This is a genomic window from Mycobacterium sp. E1715 (assembly GCF_001667625.1).
Classification (GTDB): Bacteria; Actinomycetota; Actinomycetes; order Mycobacteriales; family Mycobacteriaceae; genus Mycobacterium.
Genome location: NZ_LZJJ01000520.1, coordinates 1 through 17,527 on the forward strand (window position 1 = coordinate 1; position 17,527 = coordinate 17,527).

The window sequence follows — 17,527 nt, forward strand, 5'->3', positions numbered from 1 at the left end:
GCTCCGCCGTGGGCGCGGCAACCAGGGTCACCTGCGGCCCGTACACGATGAACACCTGCCCGTTGACTTCCGCGGCCGCCGGAGATGACAGGAACTTGACCAGGCTGACCACGTGCTCGGGCGACAGCGGGTCGATGCCACCCGCCTCCACTTCCGGCGCCGCACCGAAGACGTCGGCCGTCATCGCGGTGCGGGCGCGCGGACAGATCGCGTTGGCGCACACGCCGTAGCGGCCCAGCGCCCGCGCGGCCGTCAGGGTGAGCGAGATGATGCCGGCCTTGGCCGCGCCGTAGTTGGCCTGACCCACCGGGCCGACCAACCCCGCCTCGGACGCGGTGTTGACCAGGCGGCCGAACACGGTTCCGCCCGCGTCCTTGGCCTTCGACCGCCAGTAGGTGGCGGCGTTGCGGGTCAGCAGGAAGTGGCCGCGCAGATGCACCGCGATGACCAGATCCCACTCCTCGTCGGACATGTTGAACAGCATCCGGTCGCGGGTGATGCCCGCGTTGTTGACGACGATGTCGAGCCCACCGAGACCGTCGGCCTGGGCGACCAACTCGTCGGCGGTTGCGCGTTCGCTGATGTCGCCGGCCACCGCGACGGCCTTGGAGCCGGCCGAGTTGATCTCGTCGATGACGTCGGAGGCGTCCAGGGCGGTGGCGATGTCGTTGACGACGACGGTCGCGCCGAGCCGGGCCAGGCCGAGGGCCTCCGCCCTGCCGAGTCCCGCGGCGGCACCCGTCACCACCGCGACCTTTCCGGAGAGATCGGTCGCGTTCGCGCTGCTAGTCAATTTATGAATACCTCTAGTTTCTCAGGCCGCAGTGGGGCTCGAATTAATCGCCGCGCAACAGCGCGGCACGCGGGCATTCGGCAATCGCCTGCTCGGCCAGCTGCTCCTGATCGGCGGGGATCGGGTCCAGCTTCACGACGGCGTAATCCTCGTCGTCCAGGTCGAAGATATCCGGCGCGATTCCCAAGCACACAGCGTTACCTTCACACCGGTCGTGGTCGACGATCACCCGCACAGCACCCTCCTTGCACCTGGCCTTCACCTGAGGACATGCCCCATCAGTATGTAGGACCACCATAGGGCCCGGATACTGCTAGGGAAACGGTCGCTGGAATCTCAGACTAGAACGTGTTACAACCGGGAAGACGAACGGGTAGTCGTCGGCCGAGTAACGTCGGCTAATCGAGGCGAATCACGTTAACAAAGGACGGCTGGGATGCGCATCAGTTACACCCCTGAACAGGAGGAGCTGCGTCGCGAACTGCGGTCGTACTTCACCAAGCTCATGACGCCGGAGCGTCGCGAGGCGCTGACCTCCTCGGGCGGCGGCGAGGTCGGGACCGGCACCGCATACCGCGACACCGTCGCGCAGATGGGCAAGGACGGCTGGCTGACGCTGAACTGGCCCAAGGAGTACGGCGGCCAGGACCGCTCGCCGATGGATTCGCTGATCTTCACCGATGAGGCCGCGATCGCCGGCGTGCCCGTGCCGTTCCTGACGATCAACAGCGTGGCGCCGACGATCATGGCGTTCGGCACCGAGGAGCAGAAGAAGTTCTTCCTCCCCAAGATCGCGGCCGGCGAACTGCACTTCTCCATCGGCTATTCGGAGCCCGGCGCCGGCACGGACCTGGCCAACCTGCGCACCACCGCGGTCCGCGACGGCGACGACTACGTGATCAACGGCCAGAAGATGTGGACCAGCCTGATCGCGTACGCCGACTGGGTCTGGCTCGCGGTGCGCACGAACCCCGAGGCCAAAAAGCACCGCGGCATCTCGATGCTGACCGTGCCGACCACCGCCGAAGGCTTCTCGTGGACGCCGGTACACACCATGGCCGGTGTGGACACCAGCGCCACCTATTACTCCGACGTGCGGGTGCCGGTGACCAACCTGATCGGCGAGGAGAACGGCGGCTGGAAGCTCGTCACCAACCAGCTCAACCACGAACGCGTCGCCCTGGTCTCGGCGCAGCCGATCTTCCTCGCCCTGCAGGAGGTTCGGGAGTGGGCCCAGAACACCAAGGATTCCAGCGGCGCCCGGCTGATCGACTCCGAGTGGGTGCAGATCAACCTGGCCCGCGTGCACGCGAAGGCCGAGGTGCTGAAGCTCATCAACTGGGAGTTGGCGTCGTCGGACGGCGAATCGCTCAACCCGGCCGACGCGTCGGCGGCCAAGGTGTACGGCACCGAGTTGGCCACCGAGGCCTACCGGCTGCTGATGGAGGTGCTGGGGACCGCCGCCACCATGCGCCAGAATTCGCCCGGGGCGCTGCTGCGCGGCCGGGTCGAGCGGATGCACCGCGCGTGCCTGATCCTGACCTTCGGCGGCGGCACCAACGAAGTGCAGCGCGACATCATCGGCATGGTCGCGCTGGGACTGCCCCGAAACCGCTGAGCCCCACTCCCTAAGGACGAACAACGATGGACTTTTCGACAACCGAAGCGGCCACCGATCTCGGCGGCCTGGTCGACACGATCGTGGACTCGGTTTGCACGCCCGAGCACCACCGTGAACTCGACAAGCTCGATCAACGGTTCGACCGCGCGCTGTGGGGCAAGCTCGTCGACGCCGGCATCCTGACCAGCGCCTCGGCCACCTCGGTGGGCGGCGACGGATTCGGGGTGCTCGAGCAGGTCGCGATCTTGGTGGCGCTGGGTCACCAGTTGGCGGCCGTGCCATACCTGGAGTCGGTGATGCTCGGCGCCGGCGCGTTGGCTCGGTTCGGCACCGAAGAGCTGCAACAGGATTGGGGTGCTCCCGCGGTCGGCGGGGAGAAGATCCTGACCGCCGCGCTCCTGGGCGAGATGGGTGAGGGCCCGGTGCAGGCCAGCCGCGCCGGTGACGGCTACCGCCTCACCGGCACCCGCACCCAGGTCGGCTTCGGACCGGTGGCCGACGCGTTTCTCGTTCCGGCCGAGACCGATTCCGGCACCGCCGTTTTCCTGGTCGCCGCCGGCGATCCCGGGGTTTCGGTGACCGCATTGGAGACCACCGGCCTGGGCAGCGTCGGACACCTGGCGCTGGACGGCGCGGACGTGGCCGGTGCCCGGATGGTCGGCGGCGCCGAGGTTGTCGTCTGGCTCGACACGCTCGCGGCGTTGGGGCGCAGCGCCTTCCAGCTGGGCGTGCTCGAACGCGGACTGCAGCTCACCGCCGAATACGCCAGGGAGCGGGAACAATTCGATCGCCCGATCGGCAGCTTCCAAGCGGTGTCGCAGCGGCTGGCCGACGGCTATATCGACATCAAGGGCTTGCGGCTCACCCTCACCCAGGCGGCCTGGCGGGTCTCGGAGGACGTTCCCGCCGAGATCGACGTGGCCAGCGCCGCGTTCTGGGCCGCCGACGCCGGGCACCGGGTGGCGCACACCATCGTGCACGTGCACGGCGGCGTCGGCGTGGACACCGATCACCCGGTGCACCGTTACTTCCTGGCCGCCAAGGAGGCTGAATTCGCGCTGGGTGGTGCCACCGGTCAGCTGCGCCGGATCGGCCGCGAGCTGGCGGAAACCCCTGCCTGAATTCGTGCTTCCCCCCGATCCGACGGTCACCAAACTGCTGGCGCCGCTGGCAGAAATCGATGACCGGGGCATCTACTTCGAAGACACGTACACCACCTGGCGGGATCACCTGCGCCACGGCGCCGCCATCGCGGCGGCGCTGCGGGACCGCCTCGACCCGGCGAAGCCGCCACACATCGGCGTGCTGTTCGAGAACACCCCGTTCTTCTCGGCGATGCTGACGGCGGCCGGCATGTCCGGGATCGTGCCGGTGGGGCTCAACCCGGTGCGCCGCGGCGACGCGCTGGCCCGCGACATCGCCCATGCCGACTGCCAGGTGGTGCTGGCTGACTCGGCTTCGGCTGCCGCGCTGGGCGACATCGACCACGTGAACGTGGACTCCGCCGAGTGGGCCGACGAGGTGGCCGCACATCGCGATGCCGAATCGCACTTCCAATCCGCAACGGCCGCAGACCTGTTCATGCTGATTTTCACATCGGGCACCAGCGGCGAACCCAAGGCGGTGAAGTGCAGCCACGGAAAGGTGGCGATCGCGGGCATCACGATGACCCAGCGCTTCGACCTCGGCCGCGACGACGTCTGTTATGTGTCGATGCCGCTCTTCCATTCCAACGCGGTGCTGGTCGGCTGGTCCGTCGCGGTCGCGTGCCAGGGCTCACTTGCGTTGCGGCGCAAGTTCTCCGCCTCCAACTTCCTGGTCGACGTCCGCCGTTTCGGCGCCACCTATGCCAACTACGTCGGCAAGCCCCTGTCCTATGTACTGGCCACGCCCGAGCGGCCCGACGATGCGGACAATCCGCTGCGAGCGGTGTACGGGAACGAGGGCGTGCCCCGCGATGTCGAACGCTTCGCACGCCGGTTCGGGTGCGTCGTGCAGGACGGATTCGGTTCCACCGAAGGCGGTGTGGCGATCGCGCACACCCCGGACACCCCGGATGGTGCGTTGGGCCCGCTTCCCGCGGGCGTCGACATCGTCGACCCCGATACCGGTGAACCCTGCCCCGTGGGCGTGGTCGGCGAGCTGGTCAACACGGCCGGCGCGGGCCGCTTCGAGGGTTACTACAACGACGAGGCCGCCGAGGCCGAGCGGATGGCGGGCGGGGTCTACCACAGCGGCGACCTCGCCTACCGCGACGACGCCGGCTACGCATACTTCGCGGGGCGGCTGGGTGACTGGATGCGCGTCGACGGTGAGAACCTCGGCGCCGCTCCGATCGAGCGGGTGCTGCTGCGGCATCCCGACGTGACCGAGGTGGCCGTGTACGCGGTGCCCGACCCGGTGGTCGGGGACCAGGTGATGGCCGCGCTGGTGATGGCCACCGGGACCGAGTTCGACGCCGACAAGTTCCGCGCCTTCCTCGCGGAGCAGCCCGACTTGGGACCCAAGCAATGGCCGTCCTACGTGCGGGTCAGCGCGGAATTGCCGCGCACGGTGACCTTCAAGGTGCTCAAGCGCCAGTTGGCGGCGCAGGGCGTCGACTGCGACGATCCGGTGGTGCGGATCCAGCCGCAAACGGGAAGGGGAACGTCGGCAGATGCCGAAAATTCGTGAGTTGATCGCCGGGTCGGCCCTCCTCGCGTCGCTCGGCGGCGCGGCGCTAGGTTTCGGCGCCGGGTGCGCCGCCGCCGACCCGGTGCCACCGCCCCCTCCCCTGCCTCCGCCACCCCCTCTGGTTTACGCGCCGCAGACGCCGGAACGGGCCCCGTGGGAACCGCCGCCGCAGGAACCGGGACTCCCGCTGCCGCCGCTGCCGCCTGGCTAGCGACGCGCCGTCCGCCGTGGCGCGCTGTGCGATGGGTACGTCGACGATAATGCTTGACTGCACGGAGACGCCGGGATCGAAGGAGACGCGATGGTTGGTCCGATCAGCGCATGACTTCGCGACCCTTGGAGACCGCGCTCGAAGCGAGCTTTGATCAGCTGTCGGCCGCGGTGCCGGCGGAGGTCGGCATAGCTATCGCCCGGCCGGACCGCACGTATTCGCTGGGCCGATGGTGGTCGGGTGTCGCGTGGTCGACGATCAAGGTGCCGTTGGCGATCGCCGCGCTGCGCAGCGATTGGTTGCGGGCGAAGGACCTGGCGGTCAAGGCCATCACCGAGTCCGACAATCACGCGTCGGAGCAACTGTGGTCCGGTTTGGGCGATCCGGCGGAAGCGGCGCGCCGGGTGCAGGGCGTGATCGCCGAGGGCGGTGACACCGCCACGGTCGTGGAATCGCGCCGGCTCCGGCGTGGCTATACCGCGTTCGGCCAGACGCAGTGGACTTTGCAGCGGCAAGCCCGGTTCGCCGCCGAGCTGCCGTCGATCCCCGGTTCGTCCGACGTCATCGACCTGATGCAGCGCCTCAGCAGTGGCCATCGCTGGGGCCTGGCCGCCAAAGGCTTTGCGGCCAAAGGCGGTTGGGGGCCGGGGATGCACGGCGACTACCTGGTGCGGCAGTTCGGGATCGTGCCCACGCCGACGGGACACTGGGGTATGGCCCTGGCCGCCAGGGTCCACGACGGGGTGTTGGAGACGGGCGTCGATGTCCTCAACACGATGTCGGAGTGGGTCCTCGGCCGACTTCCGGGGCTAGCCCGTTATTGACGGCACCACGGCGTCGATCAGGTGCGGCCCGGGTTCGCTCATCGCGTTCCGCAGCGCGTCGGCGAGTTCCTCGGCGGTGCTGACGCGGCGCGCGGGCACCCCCATTCCCTCGCTGATCTTGACGAAATCCATTGTCGGCCTTGACAGGTCGAGCAGGTCGAGCGCCTTGGGCCCGGGGGCCGATCCGGCCCCCACCCGCGCCAGCTCGATCCGCAGGATGTCATAGGCGCTGTTGTCGTAGATCACGGTGGTCACGTCGAGGTTTTCGCGCGCCTGAGTCCACAACCCGGAGATCGTGTACATCGCGGAGCCGTCGGATTCCAGGCAGAACACCGGCCGATCGGGGGCGGCGACGGCGGCGCCGACGGCGGCCGGGATGCCGTACCCGATCGCGCCGCCGGTCAACGTCAGCCAATCGTGGGCCGGCGCCCCCGCGGTGGCCTGGGCGAGCAGCACGCCGGAGGTGTTCGACTCGTCGACGACGATCGCTCCCTCCGGCAGCAGCGCCCCGATCACGTCGGCCGCCGACGCGGACGTCAGGGCACCCGTCGGCAGCTGAGGCCGCGCCGCAACGGCAACGGGCGCAACGGTTCCGGGCGCCAGCTCGTCGGCCACCGCGGCGAGCGCCTCGGCGGCACCGCTGTGTCCGGCGAGCAGGTGAACCTCGCAGCCGGCCGGGACGAGGTCACTGGGCATGCCCGGGTAGGCGAAGAAGGACACCGGCGACTTGGCACCGGCCAGCACCAGATGCTTGGCGCCGTCCAGCTGGGCGGTGGCGGCCTCGGCGAAATAGGCCAGCCGCTCGACGGCGGGAACGCCCGCGCCGCGCTCCAGCCGCGCCGGGAACGTCTCGCACAACACCCGCGCGCCGGTCGCCTGCGCGATGCGCGCGGCGGCGGCAAGGCCCGGTCCGCGGGTGGCGTCGCCGCCGATCATCACCACCGTGGGTTCCCCCGAGCGCAGCACCTCGATCACCTCGAACGCCAACCGCGGTTCGGCCCCCGCCGGCTCCGCAGGAGTCGTCCCGGCCGGTTGCGCCCCGTCCGACCATGACGCGTCGGCGGGCAGGATCAGCGTCGAGATCAGCGAGCCCGCCCGGCTCGCGGCGATCGCCTCCGCCGCATCGGACGCGACGTCCGCGGCGCGTTCGGTGCGACGTACCCACCCGGAGACGGTTCCGGCGAGCGCGTCGATGTCGGATTCCAGTGGGGCGTCGTACTTTTTGTGGTACGTGGCGTGGTCGCCGACGACCACGACCATCGGCACCTGAGCGCGCCGGGCGTTGTGCAGGTTGGCCAGGCCGTTACCCAGGCCGGGGCCCAGGTGCAGCAGCACGGCCGCCGGCCGGCCGGCGATGCGGGCGTAGCCGTCGGCCGCCCCGGTGGCGACGCCCTCGAACAGCGCCAGCACGCCGCGCATTTGCGGGACGGTGTCCAGCGCGGCGACGAAGTGCATCTCCGAGGTGCCCGGGTTGGCGAAGCACACGTCGACGCCGCCGTCGACCAGAGTGTTGATCAGGGCCTGGGCACCGTTCACGTGTCTGCCTCCAGTTTGAAAACGCGCTCGGCGTTGCCGTGCAAGAACTCTCGGCGGCCCTCGTCGGCCAGGTCGAGTTCGGCCAGCCCGGCCAGGGCGTGCGCGTGCGTCATCATCGGGTAGTTACTGCCGAACAGGACTTTGCTTTGTCCGGTACCGGTTTTCATGAACCGGACCAGCTCGTCCGGAAGCCGCTTGATCGTGTACGCCGAGGTGTCGATGTAGACGTTCTCGTGTTTGCGGGCGACCGCGACCATCTCCTCGGTCCACGGATAGCCGACGTGCCCGCACACGATCACCAGCTCGGGGAAGTCGAGGGCGACCTGGTCGATGTAGGGAATCGGGCGGCCCGTCTCCGAGGGCCGTAGCGGGCCGGTGTGGCCCACCTGGGTGCAGAACGGCACCCCCAGCTCCACGCATTCGGCGAACAGCGGGTAGTACCGGCGGTCGGTGGGCGGTGCGTTCCACAACCACGGCACCACCCGCAGGCCCAGGAATCCGTCCCGAACGCGGCGGCGCAGTTCGCGGACCGCTTCCATCGGGCGGTCGAGATCGACCGCGGCCAGCCCGCCAAACCGATTCGGGTGCATGCTGACCCACTCGGCGACCTCGTCGTTGGAGATCAGGTCCTGGCCGCCGGGGCCGCGCCACGCGCTGAGCAGTCCGAAGCGCACGCCGGCGGCGTCCATAGTCGCGATGCTCGCCTCGATCGGGACGTCGGCGTCGGGGATGGCGTCGCCGGTCCACCGCCGCAGGGATGCCAGCATGTCGCTGCGCAGGAACCGCGCAGTGGGGTGCTGCATCCACACATCGACCGTCATCGCGATCAACAGTAGACGCCGGCGCTACAGGGCCAGCGCGGCGCGGGCGCAAGCGTGCGTCCGCTGAGCGTGCCCGCCGCCGAACAGCACGACGTGCGCCAAAAGCGGGAAAAGCTGGTGTAGCCCGATGCGGTTGCGCCAGCCGGCCCGCAGGGGCCTCGCCCGCTCGTAGCCGTCGACGATGGTGTCGTAGTGCGGGCAGCCGAACAGCGCGAGCATCGCCAGGTCGCTCTCGCGGTGGCCGGCGTGCGCGGCCGGGTCGATCAGCACCACCCCGTCGGGCGTCCACATCACGTTGCCGCCCCACAGGTCGCCATGCAACCGGGCGGGCCGGTCATCGTCGTCGAAATCGCCGGCGCGGCACCGCCTGACGACGGAGTCGATCGCGTCGCGGGTGGCGGCGTCGAGCCGCGCCGCCGCCAGGTCGGCCATCGGCGCCAGCCGCTCCTCGGCGTAGAACTCGCCCCAGCGGCTGTGCCGCCGCAGCGACATCGGCAGCGGCTGGGAAAGCGGCCCGAAGAACCCGGGCCCGTCCCATCCTTCGGGCCCCGCTCCGAACGCGGGGGCGCCGGCATCATGCGTGACGGCCAACCGGCCACCGAACGCGCGCGCCGCCTCGGGCGTCGGCGTCACCGAGTCAAGCCGCCCCAGGGTCAGGCTCGTCGGATCGACGGAAACCACTTGGGCGCAGGGCACGCCGCCGTCGACGCCGGCCAGCCACCGCAGCCCGGCGGCCTCCCACCCGAAGTAGCCGCTGGGGGCGGCGGGGTGTTGCTTGACGAAGTGGGTCAAGCGGTTACGTGCGCGGCGTGCACGTCGTCGGCGGGCCGCGCCTCGGTCTGCTCCTTGGCCCAGCGGTAGTCGGGCTTGCCGGCCGGTGAGCGCTTGACCTCGTCGACCAGCCAAAGGCTGCGGGGCACCTTGTATCCCGCGATCTCGGAGCGCACGAAGCGGTCCAGTTCGGCGAGCGTCGGGCGGGCGCCCGGTCGCGCCTGCACGACGGCGGCCACGTGCTGGCCGTACCGGGGGTCGGGCACGCCGACCACCAGGGCGTCGAAGACGTCGGGGTGGCCCTTGAGCGCCGCCTCGACCTCCTCGGGGTAGATCTTTTCGCCGCCGCTGTTGATCGACACCGAGCCGCGACCCAGCATCGTGACGGTGCCGTCCTCCTCGACGAGCGCCCAGTCGCCCGGGATCGCGTAGCGCACCCCGTTGATTGTCTTGAACGTCTCGGCCGTCTTCTTCTCGTCCTTGTAGTAACCGACCGGGATGTTGCCCTTCTTGGCGATGAACCCGCGCACCCCGGAGCCCGGCTTGACCTCGTTGCCGTCCTCGTCGAGCACCACCGTGCGGTGGTCGATGGTCACGCGCGGGCCGCCACTGTGCGGGGCGTCTTTCGCCACGATGCTGGTGCCGCCGAATCCGGTCTCCGACGAGCCGATGGAGTCGGTGATGACCCGGTTGGGCAACAACTCGAGCAGGCGCTCCTTGATGCTCGGCGAGAACAACGCCGCGGTGCTGCCCAGCATGAACAGCGACGACAGGTCGTAGTCGTTTTTCCTGTCGAGCGCATCGAGCAACGGCCGAGCCATCGCGTCGCCGGTGAAGAACAGCATGTTCACCTTATGATCGTGGATCGTGCGCCAGACCTCGTCGGCGTTGAATTCCGGTGCCAGCACGGTGGTTTGGCCCGAAAAGACCGACCGCCAGGTGGCCGACTGGGTGGCACCGTGGATCATCGGCGGAACCGGATAGTTGATCATCGGGGGGTTGGCGGCCGCGGCCTTGGCCAGGTCGTATTCGTCCTTGACGAATTCGCCTGTGGCGAAGTCGGTTCCACCGAGCAGCACCCGGTAGATGTCCTCGTGACGCCACATCACGCCCTTCGGGAATCCGGTGGTGCCACCGGTGTAAAGGAGGTAGATGTCGTCGGCGCTGCGCTCGCCGAAGTCGCGCTCGGGCGAGCTGTCCGCGATCGCCGAGTGGAATTCGACGCCGCCGTAGCGCGTGTAGTCGTTGTCGCTGCCGTCCTCGACCACGAGGATGGTCTTGACGTTCGGGGTGTCCGGCAGCACGTTGGCGACCCGGTCGGAGTACTGGCGCTCGTGGACCAGGGCGACCATGTCGGAGTTGTCGAACAGGTAACGCAACTCCCCCTCGACGTAGCGGTAGTTGACGTTGACGATGATGGCGCCGGCCTTGACGATGCCGAGCATCGCGATGACGATCTCGATGCGGTTTCGGCAATACAGCCCGACCTTGTCGTCCTTCTTGATGCCCTGGTCGATCAGGTAGTGGGCGAAGCGGTTGGCCTTCTCCTCCAGCTGGGCGTAGGTGAGCTTCTCGTCGCCGCAGATCAGGGCGACACGGTCCGGCACAGCGTCGATGGCGTGCTCTGCGAGATCGGCAATATTCAGGGCCACGGCCACTAAATTAGAACGTGTTACATTTCTTGACAAGCTCGTGCCCCTCATCGACGGAAAGGCGGTAGCTGTGTCCGAGGCTCCAGCAAACGACCAAGCGGGACATGACGCGCTCGTCGAACAGCGCGGTCACACCCTGATCGTGACGTTGAACCGGCCGCACGCCCGCAACGCCCTGAGCACCGAAATGATGGAAATCATGGTGCAGGCCTGGGACCGCGTCGACAACGACCCGGACATCCGCTGCTGCATCCTGACCGGGGCCGGTGGCTACTTCTGCGCCGGCATGGACCTCAAAGCGGCAACCAAGAAACCGCCGGGTGAGTCGTTCAAGGATGGCAGCTACGACCCGTCGCGAATCGACGCTTTGCTGAAGGGTCGCCGGCTGACCAAACCGCTCATCGCGGCCGTCGAGGGCCCCGCGATCGCCGGGGGCACCGAGATCCTGCAGGGCACCGACATCCGCATCGCCGGCGAGAGCGCCAAGTTCGGCATCTCGGAGGCCAAGTGGAGCCTGTACCCGATGGGCGGGTCGGCCGTGCGCCTGGTGCGACAGATCCCCTACACGGTCGCGTGCGACCTGCTGCTTACCGGCCGGCACATCACCGCCGCCGAGGCCAAGGAGATGGGCCTGATCGGGCATGTCGTGCCGGACGGGCAGGCGCTGTCCAAGGCGCTCGAGATCGCCGAGATCATCGAGAACAACGGCCCCCTGGCCGTGCAGGCGATTCTGCGGGCGATCCGCGAGACCGAGGGCATGCACGAGAACGAGGCCTTCAAGATCGACACCCAGATCGGCATCAAGGTGTTCCTGTCCGACGACGCCAAGGAAGGCCCCCGGGCGTTCGCCGAGAAGCGCAAGCCCAACTTCCAGAACAAATAGACCCCTCGGGCGCCCCTTCCCCGCCGAACGTGCAGCCATTGCGATCTTCCGGCCGGATTTTCGCAATGGCTTCACACTGGACGACCCGTCGGTGCCCCTCGGCATACTCCGCGGGATGGGAAAGCCATTTCTCGGTAGCGAGGCGGTCGCGTCCGGGCTGGTGACGCCGTACGCCTTACGCACCGGCAGGTTCGTGGCGATGCACCGCGACGTGTACGTGCCCCGCGATGCGGAGGTCACCGCCGTGGTGCGTGCCGAGGCGGCGTGGTTGTGGTCACGGCGGCGCGGGGTCCTCGCCGGCCGGTCGGCCGCGGCGCTACACGGCGCCAAATGGGTCGATGCCCAGGCGCCGGCCGAACTCATCTACCAGAATCGCCACGCGCCAACACATGTCCGCACCTGGGCTGACCGCATCGAAGACGACGAAAGCACGACGATCCAGGGCATGTCAGTAACGACCCCGGCGCGCACGGCATTCGACCTAGCCTGTCGCAATCCGGTCGGTACGGCCGTCGCTGCGCTCGACGCCCTGGCTCGGGCAACCCGACTAAAGGTCGCCGATGCCGAATTAATTGCGGAACGCTACAAGGGCCACCGGAACATCCGGCGGGCCAGGCGCGCGCTCGAGCTTGTCGATGCCGGTGCGCAGTCATCCCGGGAAACGTGGCTGCGACTGACGGTCATCGAAGCCGGATACCCTCCACCGCAGACCCAGATTCCCGTCTGCGGCGAACATGGCGAGCTTGTCGCGGTTATCGACCTTGGTTGGGAAGACGTCAAAATCGCCCTCGAGTACGAGGGTGACCACCATCGGACGGATCGCAGGCAATTCCGCAGGGATATCGCTCGATTCGAAGCGCTGCAGGACGTGGGCTGGATAGCCATTCGGGTCACGTCGGCAGACACACAAGGCGGCATCCTGGCGCGGGTGGCCGACGCATGGCGCCGCCGAGCGTGAAGCTGTCGCGAGTTTTGCGCCGTTTTCTCGCAACAGTTGCACGCTCGGCGACGAGCCAAGGCGCCTACCCCAGCGGTGCGCTCGGCGTGAACGCGACCGGCATCTTCTCCAGGCCGGAGACGAAGTTGGCCGGCCGCAGGGGCAGGTCGGCCTCCGAGGCCAGCCGCATGTCCGGCAGGCGCTGCAGCAGCCGGGTCTGCATGATGGACAGCTCCAGCCGGGCTAGCTGGTTCCCGAGGCAGAAGTGCGTCCCGAAGCCGAAGGCGAGGTGGTTGTTCGGATAACGCGCGATGTCGAATGATTCCGGATCGTCGAACACCTTCTCGTCGAAGTTCGCCGACTCGAACAGCAGGATCATCTTCTCGCCCTGGCGCAGCTGGGTGCCGTGGAACTCGGTGTCGGCGGTGATGGTGCGTGCCATGTTCTTCACCGGCGCGGTCCAGCGCAACATCTCCTCGATCGCGTTGGGCAGCAGGCTCAGGTCGCCCGCCAGGCGCCGGTGCTGATCCGGGTGCAGCAGCAGCTGCCGGGTCCCGCCGGACAGCGTGTGGCGCGTGGTCTCGTCGCCGCCGATCAACAGCAGCAGCACCTCGGTGACGATCTGGTGGTCCTCGAGCCGTGAGCCCTCGACCTCCGCGTGCACCAGGACACTGACCAGGTCGTCGGTCGGCTCGGACTTGCGGGCCTCGATCATGCCCATCATGTACTGGCTGTAGGCCGCGAAAGCGTCCATGGTGACCTGGAAATCGGACTCCGCCGCGGTGCTGCTCAAGAAGCTGACCAGGTCGTCGGACCACTTGAGGAACATCTTGCGCTCCTCGGGACGCACGCCGAGCATGTCGCCGATCACGGCCATCGGCAGGGGCGCGGCAAGGTCCCAGACGAAGTCGCATTCGCCGCGTTCGCACACCGCGTCGATCAGCGTGTCACACAGCGAAAAGATCTTGGCTTCAAGGTCTTTCACGCGCTTGCGGGTGAAGCCGGAGTTGACGAGCTTGCGGCGCAGCAGATGTTGCGGATCGTCCATCTCGATCATCATCTCGACGCCGTCTTGGTCGGGGCGGATGCCGCCGGCGTTGGAGAACAGCTCGGGGTTGCGTTCGGCCTCGATCACGGCCTGATAGGTCGACGCGGCGGCCAATCCCTTGCGGTCCCGGAAGACCGGCTCGTGCTCGCGCATCCATCGGTAGACGGACCGCGAATCGCCCGCGTAGAAGGCACCGTCGGTCAGATCCACATCGGGTCTGGTCATCGTCATGAGATCTCCTGGGCATCACCGAAGGTCATTTGGACGTTCTGAGCGGAACTGGACACCAAAGCGCGTTTTGGAAGGCCTAGCGACGCAAGCTCTTTCGCATACGGGTGATCACCAAGCCGGATCCGCACGCCGCCGAACCGGGTGTGCACACCGTCCAGCGTGTGTTCGAAGGCGGTCTCGCGGGTGACGCCGTCGCGGTGTGAGTAACTGGTCTGCGCCTGCTGGCGGGGGGTCAGCCGGAACGGCAGGCCGGGGCGAAAATCCATGCCAATCACCGGCTGGCCGTCGATGCTGAGGTCGAAACCGAACCGGCGCCCCTCCCGAACGGTGAAGTCGCCCATCACCTTCGGGTAACCCCAGATCTTGGTGCCCGCCTCCAAGGTGAACGCCTGGTCGACGGGCAGGTGATGGATGAAGGCGCCGGCCGACTGCAGCGCTCGTAGCCCGCTGGCCTTCGAGCCGGGCGGGTTGACCATGACGCTGGTGCCGAACTCGTGATACTGGCCCAGGTCGCCGTCGAGGTAATGCATCAGCATCAGGACCACGATCGCGCGACCGGGCAGGTAGCGGCAGACCTGCAGGCCGCTGTAGTCGATCATCTGCTGCGCGGCGTCGGCGTCGACGGAGAACATCGCCATGTGCTGATTTGCCTGGCGGATCCGCACCGGCATGGTCAGTACCGTGCCCGCGATGGTGTGCTGCGAGGCTGTCATCGGGCCACACTAGAACGCGTTCTAATCCCCTGGCAAGGATCGGCTAGATCAGCGTGGCGAGCTCCCTGATCTGCGCCTCATTGCGTCCGTTGACCACCATCATGGTGACGCCGGCGGCTTCCCAGACCTTGACCTGCTCACGGACGTAGTTGATATCACCGACGATCGCGGCGTCGTCGATCACCTCGTCGGGGATGATCTCGGCGGCCTTGTCCTTCTGGTTGCTGCGGAACAGCTTGGTGACCTCGTCGACCACCTCGGCGTAGCCCATCCGCCGGTAGACGTCGGCGTGGAAGTTGGTGTCCTCGGCGCCCATCCCACCCATGTAGAGCGCGATGTAGGGCTTCATGGCCGCGAACGCCGCGGGGCGGTCGTCGGTGATGACGATGTTGGCGGTCGCGCAGATCTCGAAGTCGTCGCGGCTGCGGCGCGCCCCGGGCCGCGCGAACCCTTCGTCGAGCCATTCGTTGTAGGTGTCCGCCATCCGCGGCGTGTAGAAGATCGGCAGCCAGCCGTCGCAGATCTCGGCGGCCAGGGCCACGTTCTTCGGCCCCTCGGCGCCCAGCATGATCGGGATGTCGGGGCGCAGCGGGTGGGTGATGGGCTTGAGGGGCTTGCCCAGCCCGGTCGTCTGCTCGCCGGTCAGCGGCAACGGGTAGTGGGGGCCGTCGCTGGTGACCGGCTTCTCGCGGGCCCACACCTGCCTCATGATGTCGACGTATTCACGGGTACGGGCCAGCGGCTTGGGGAACGGCCGGCCGTACCAGCCCTCGACCACCTGCGGGCCCGAGACGCCGAGGCCGATGATGTGCCGGCCCCCGGACAGATGGTCGAGCGTCAGCGCGGCCATTGCGGTCGCCGTCGGGGTCCGCGCGGACAGCTGAATCACCGAGGTGCCCAGTCGCAGCCGGTGTGTCGACGAGCCCAGCCACGCCAGCGGCGTGTAGGCATCCGATCCCCACGCTTCGGCCGTGAAGACGGCGTCGAATCCGGTTTCCTCGGCGGCGGCGACGAGCTCCGCGTGGTTCTCCGGCGGCTGAGCGCCCCAATACCCGAGCTGCAATCCCAGCTTCATAGTCACTGAACCCTTCCGAGGACCCGATGTTGAAACAGTTCTTAGAACCTGTTCTACTCGATGGCGTGACAGCCAGTTCGAGCAGCCCGACCTTGACGGATCCCACTGAGCCACCGCTCTCCGCGCCGCTGACGTTGTCTTTCGACTACACCCGTTCGGTCGGCCCCACGTTGAGCAAGTTCTTCACCGCACTGCGTGAGCGCCACGTCCTGGGAGTGCGCGGATCCGATGGCCGGGTACACGTGCCGCCGGCGGAATACGACCCGGTCACCTACGAGCCGCTGGGCGAGATGGTGCCGGTGTCCAGCGTCGGCACCGTCGTTTCCTGGACGTGGCAACCGGATCCGGTGGAGGGTCAGCCCCTGGACCGTCCGTTCGCCTGGGCGCTGATCAAGCTCGACGGCGCGGACACCCCGCTGATGCACGCCGTGGACGCCGGCAGCCCAGGAGCCATCACGACGGGCTCCCGGGTCCATGTGCACTGGGCCGACGAGCCGGTGGGCGCCATCACCGACATCGCGTACTTCGAGCTCGGTGAGGAAGCCGAGCCGGTGTCCGAACTGCCCGCGGGCGAACAAGATCCGGTGACCATGATCGTCACGCCGATCTCGCTGACGATTCAGCACACCGCCTCCCACGAGGAAAGCGCCTACCTGCGGGCCATCGCGCAGGGCAAGCTGCTGGGCGCGCGTACCGGCGAGAAGGGCAAGGTGTATTTCCCGCCGCACGGCGCGGACCCGGCCACCGGCCAACCCACCACGGAATTCGTGGAGCTGCCCGACAAGGGCACCGTCACGACGTTCGCGATCATCAACATCCCGTTCCAGGGTCAGCGCATCAAACCGCCCTACGTGGCGGCCTACGTGCTGCTCGACGGTGCCGACATTCCCTTCCTGCATCTGGTCGCCGACATCGACGCGCACGAGGTGCGGATGGGTATGCGCGTCGAGGCGGTGTGGAAACCCCGCGAAGAGTGGGGCTTTGGCATCGACAACATCGAGTACTTCCGGCCGACAGGGGAACCCGACGCCGACTACGACACCTACAAGCACCACCTGTAAAGGGCACACCTACCACATGAGCGCTCGCAACGTTGCGGTCGTCGGCTTCGCCCACGCCCCACACGTACGCCGCACAGACGGCACCACCAACGGCGTCGAGATGTTGATGCCGTGCTTCGCCCAGCTCTACGAGGACCTGGGTATCACGAAGGCCGACATCGGCTTCTGGTGCTCGGGATCCTCCGATTACCTTGCCGGGCGGGCATTCTCGTTCATCTCGGCGATCGACTCGATCGGCGCAGTGCCGCCGATCAACGAATCGCACGTCGAGATGGACGCGGCGTGGGCCCTCTACGAGGCCTACATCAAGATCCTGACCGGCGAGGTCGACACCGCGCTGGTGTACGGGTTCGGCAAGTCCTCGGCCGGAATTCTGCGCCAGATCCTGTCCCGGCAGACCGATCCCTATACCGTCGCGCCGCTGTGGCCGGACTCGATCTCGATGGCCGGGCTGCAGGCCCGCATGGGGCTCGGCGAAGAACGGCCGCTCGAGCAGCTCGGCCACGCTGATCGACCCCTCCACCTTGTCGACCCGGCGCGCGTTGGCGAAGGAGTCGAACGCGACGCGCGCCATCTGCTCTTCGGTCCACTTGCCGTTGTCGAGCCCCATGCGGGCCTGCAGCCCGGCCATCGAGATCGAGTCCGGCCACAGCGGCGCGACGGTATAGCGGCAGGCC

16 protein-coding genes and 1 pseudogene are annotated in these 17,527 nt (G+C 68.0%); 8 read left to right on the forward strand and 9 right to left on the reverse strand.

Annotation, left to right across the window (positions count from 1 at the left end; all coding sequences use genetic code 11):
* Both A9X03_RS25475 and A9X03_RS25480 read right to left on the reverse strand, forming a co-directional pair.
* A partial coding sequence (locus tag A9X03_RS25475; RefSeq protein WP_067784746.1) for a 3-oxoacyl-ACP reductase occupies nucleotides 1-793 on the reverse strand: 793 nt, incomplete at its 3' end.
* Nucleotides 794-836: 43 nt separating this feature from the next.
* Entirely contained in the window at nucleotides 837-1,028 is a 192-nt protein-coding gene (locus A9X03_RS25480; protein ID WP_067280870.1) for a ferredoxin, read from the reverse strand.
* 201 nt (nucleotides 1,029-1,229) lie between these two features.
* Between A9X03_RS25480 and A9X03_RS25485 the strand changes: the two genes are divergently transcribed.
* The 4 genes from A9X03_RS25485 (at nucleotide 1,230) to A9X03_RS25500 (ending at nucleotide 6,122) form a co-directional block, all read left to right on the forward strand.
* Nucleotides 1,230-2,411 carry an acyl-CoA dehydrogenase gene (locus A9X03_RS25485; protein WP_067760390.1) on the forward strand — a complete coding sequence of 394 codons (1,182 nt, stop codon included), beginning with the start codon at nucleotides 1,230-1,232 and terminating at the stop codon, nucleotides 2,409-2,411.
* Between the two features lie 26 nt (nucleotides 2,412-2,437).
* Nucleotides 2,438-3,535, forward strand: a complete 1,098-nt coding sequence (locus A9X03_RS25490; protein WP_067888714.1) for an acyl-CoA dehydrogenase family protein — start codon at nucleotides 2,438-2,440, stop codon at nucleotides 3,533-3,535.
* A gap of 4 nt (nucleotides 3,536-3,539) precedes the next feature.
* On the forward strand, nucleotides 3,540-5,087 hold the full coding sequence (gene fadD17 / locus A9X03_RS25495; RefSeq protein ID WP_068263622.1) for a long-chain-fatty-acid--CoA ligase FadD17: 1,548 nt from the start codon (nucleotides 3,540-3,542) through the stop codon (nucleotides 5,085-5,087).
* A gap of 321 nt (nucleotides 5,088-5,408) precedes the next feature.
* Nucleotides 5,409-6,122 (forward strand): serine hydrolase, encoded by a 714-nt coding sequence (locus A9X03_RS25500; RefSeq protein ID WP_067888711.1) that lies wholly within the window; start codon nucleotides 5,409-5,411, stop codon nucleotides 6,120-6,122.
* Here the strand turns inward: A9X03_RS25500 and A9X03_RS25505 are convergent.
* From A9X03_RS25505 to A9X03_RS25520, 4 genes are read right to left on the reverse strand one after another with little or no spacing between them, the layout of a single operon-like run.
* Nucleotides 6,108-7,658 (reverse strand): acetolactate synthase large subunit, encoded by a 1,551-nt coding sequence (locus A9X03_RS25505; protein WP_067888708.1) that lies wholly within the window; start codon nucleotides 7,656-7,658, stop codon nucleotides 6,108-6,110. The genes A9X03_RS25500 and A9X03_RS25505 overlap by 15 nt on opposite strands.
* Nucleotides 7,655-8,479, reverse strand: coding sequence for an amidohydrolase family protein (locus tag A9X03_RS25510; RefSeq protein WP_068263613.1), 825 nt, complete (start codon nucleotides 8,477-8,479; stop codon nucleotides 7,655-7,657). Before A9X03_RS25510 ends, A9X03_RS25505 begins: the two co-directional genes overlap by 4 nt.
* A gap of 24 nt (nucleotides 8,480-8,503) precedes the next feature.
* A complete protein-coding gene (locus tag A9X03_RS25515; protein ID WP_067758854.1) occupies nucleotides 8,504-9,271 on the reverse strand; it encodes a fructosamine kinase family protein in 768 nt (255 codons plus the stop codon).
* Nucleotides 9,268-10,908 (reverse strand): acyl-CoA synthetase, encoded by a 1,641-nt coding sequence (locus A9X03_RS25520; RefSeq protein ID WP_067758857.1) that lies wholly within the window; start codon nucleotides 10,906-10,908, stop codon nucleotides 9,268-9,270. Before A9X03_RS25520 ends, A9X03_RS25515 begins: the two co-directional genes overlap by 4 nt.
* A 64-nt stretch (nucleotides 10,909-10,972) precedes the next feature.
* Between A9X03_RS25520 and A9X03_RS25525 the strand changes: the two genes are divergently transcribed.
* Nucleotides 10,973-11,785, forward strand: a complete 813-nt coding sequence (locus A9X03_RS25525; protein WP_068263617.1) for a crotonase/enoyl-CoA hydratase family protein — start codon at nucleotides 10,973-10,975, stop codon at nucleotides 11,783-11,785.
* 115 nt (nucleotides 11,786-11,900) lie between these two features.
* The gene (locus tag A9X03_RS25530; protein ID WP_068263618.1) at nucleotides 11,901-12,743 is read left to right on the forward strand and encodes a hypothetical protein; all 843 of its coding nucleotides are present in this window, start codon (nucleotides 11,901-11,903) and stop codon (nucleotides 12,741-12,743) included.
* A gap of 64 nt (nucleotides 12,744-12,807) precedes the next feature.
* Here the strand turns inward: A9X03_RS25530 and A9X03_RS25535 are convergent, their stop codons facing one another.
* From A9X03_RS25535 to A9X03_RS25545, 3 genes are read right to left on the reverse strand one after another with little or no spacing between them, the layout of a single operon-like run.
* Nucleotides 12,808-13,995 carry a cytochrome P450 gene (locus tag A9X03_RS25535; protein WP_156746676.1) on the reverse strand — a complete coding sequence of 396 codons (1,188 nt, stop codon included), beginning with the start codon at nucleotides 13,993-13,995 and terminating at the stop codon, nucleotides 12,808-12,810.
* A 2-nt stretch (nucleotides 13,996-13,997) separates the two neighbouring features.
* Nucleotides 13,998-14,714 carry an acetoacetate decarboxylase family protein gene (locus A9X03_RS25540; RefSeq protein WP_067755615.1) on the reverse strand — a complete coding sequence of 239 codons (717 nt, stop codon included), beginning with the start codon at nucleotides 14,712-14,714 and terminating at the stop codon, nucleotides 13,998-14,000.
* 43 nt (nucleotides 14,715-14,757) lie between these two features.
* On the reverse strand, nucleotides 14,758-15,789 hold the full coding sequence (locus A9X03_RS25545) for an LLM class F420-dependent oxidoreductase (protein WP_067755619.1): 1,032 nt from the start codon (nucleotides 15,787-15,789) through the stop codon (nucleotides 14,758-14,760).
* Nucleotides 15,790-15,854: 65 nt separating this feature from the next.
* Here A9X03_RS25545 and A9X03_RS25550 point away from each other — a divergent pair, with 65 nt between their 5' ends.
* Nucleotides 15,855-16,850 (forward strand): Zn-ribbon domain-containing OB-fold protein, encoded by a 996-nt coding sequence (locus tag A9X03_RS25550; protein ID WP_067783594.1) that lies wholly within the window; start codon nucleotides 15,855-15,857, stop codon nucleotides 16,848-16,850.
* A gap of 16 nt (nucleotides 16,851-16,866) precedes the next feature.
* Nucleotides 16,867-17,527 (forward strand): annotated as a pseudogene (locus tag A9X03_RS25555) (lipid-transfer protein); the annotation flags it as partial.

What these genes read in the sequence shown, in the direction of transcription:
- A9X03_RS25530 (WP_068263618.1), top strand. Translation starts at nt 11,901, where the DNA reads ATGGGAAAGCCATTTCTCGGTAGCGAGGCGGTCGCGTCCGGGCTGGTG.
- A9X03_RS25510 (WP_068263613.1), bottom strand. Translation starts at nt 8,479, where the DNA reads ATGACGGTCGATGTGTGGATGCAGCACCCCACTGCGCGGTTCCTGCGC.
- A9X03_RS25545 (WP_067755619.1), bottom strand. Translation starts at nt 15,789, where the DNA reads ATGAAGCTGGGATTGCAGCTCGGGTATTGGGGCGCTCAGCCGCCGGAG.
- A9X03_RS25490 (WP_067888714.1), top strand. Translation starts at nt 2,438, where the DNA reads ATGGACTTTTCGACAACCGAAGCGGCCACCGATCTCGGCGGCCTGGTC.
- A9X03_RS25540 (WP_067755615.1), bottom strand. Translation starts at nt 14,714, where the DNA reads ATGACAGCCTCGCAGCACACCATCGCGGGCACGGTACTGACCATGCCG.
- A9X03_RS25535 (WP_156746676.1), bottom strand. Translation starts at nt 13,995, where the DNA reads ATGACCAGACCCGATGTGGATCTGACCGACGGTGCCTTCTACGCGGGC.
- A9X03_RS25500 (WP_067888711.1), top strand. Translation starts at nt 5,409, where the DNA reads ATGACTTCGCGACCCTTGGAGACCGCGCTCGAAGCGAGCTTTGATCAG.
- A9X03_RS25485 (WP_067760390.1), top strand. Translation starts at nt 1,230, where the DNA reads ATGCGCATCAGTTACACCCCTGAACAGGAGGAGCTGCGTCGCGAACTG.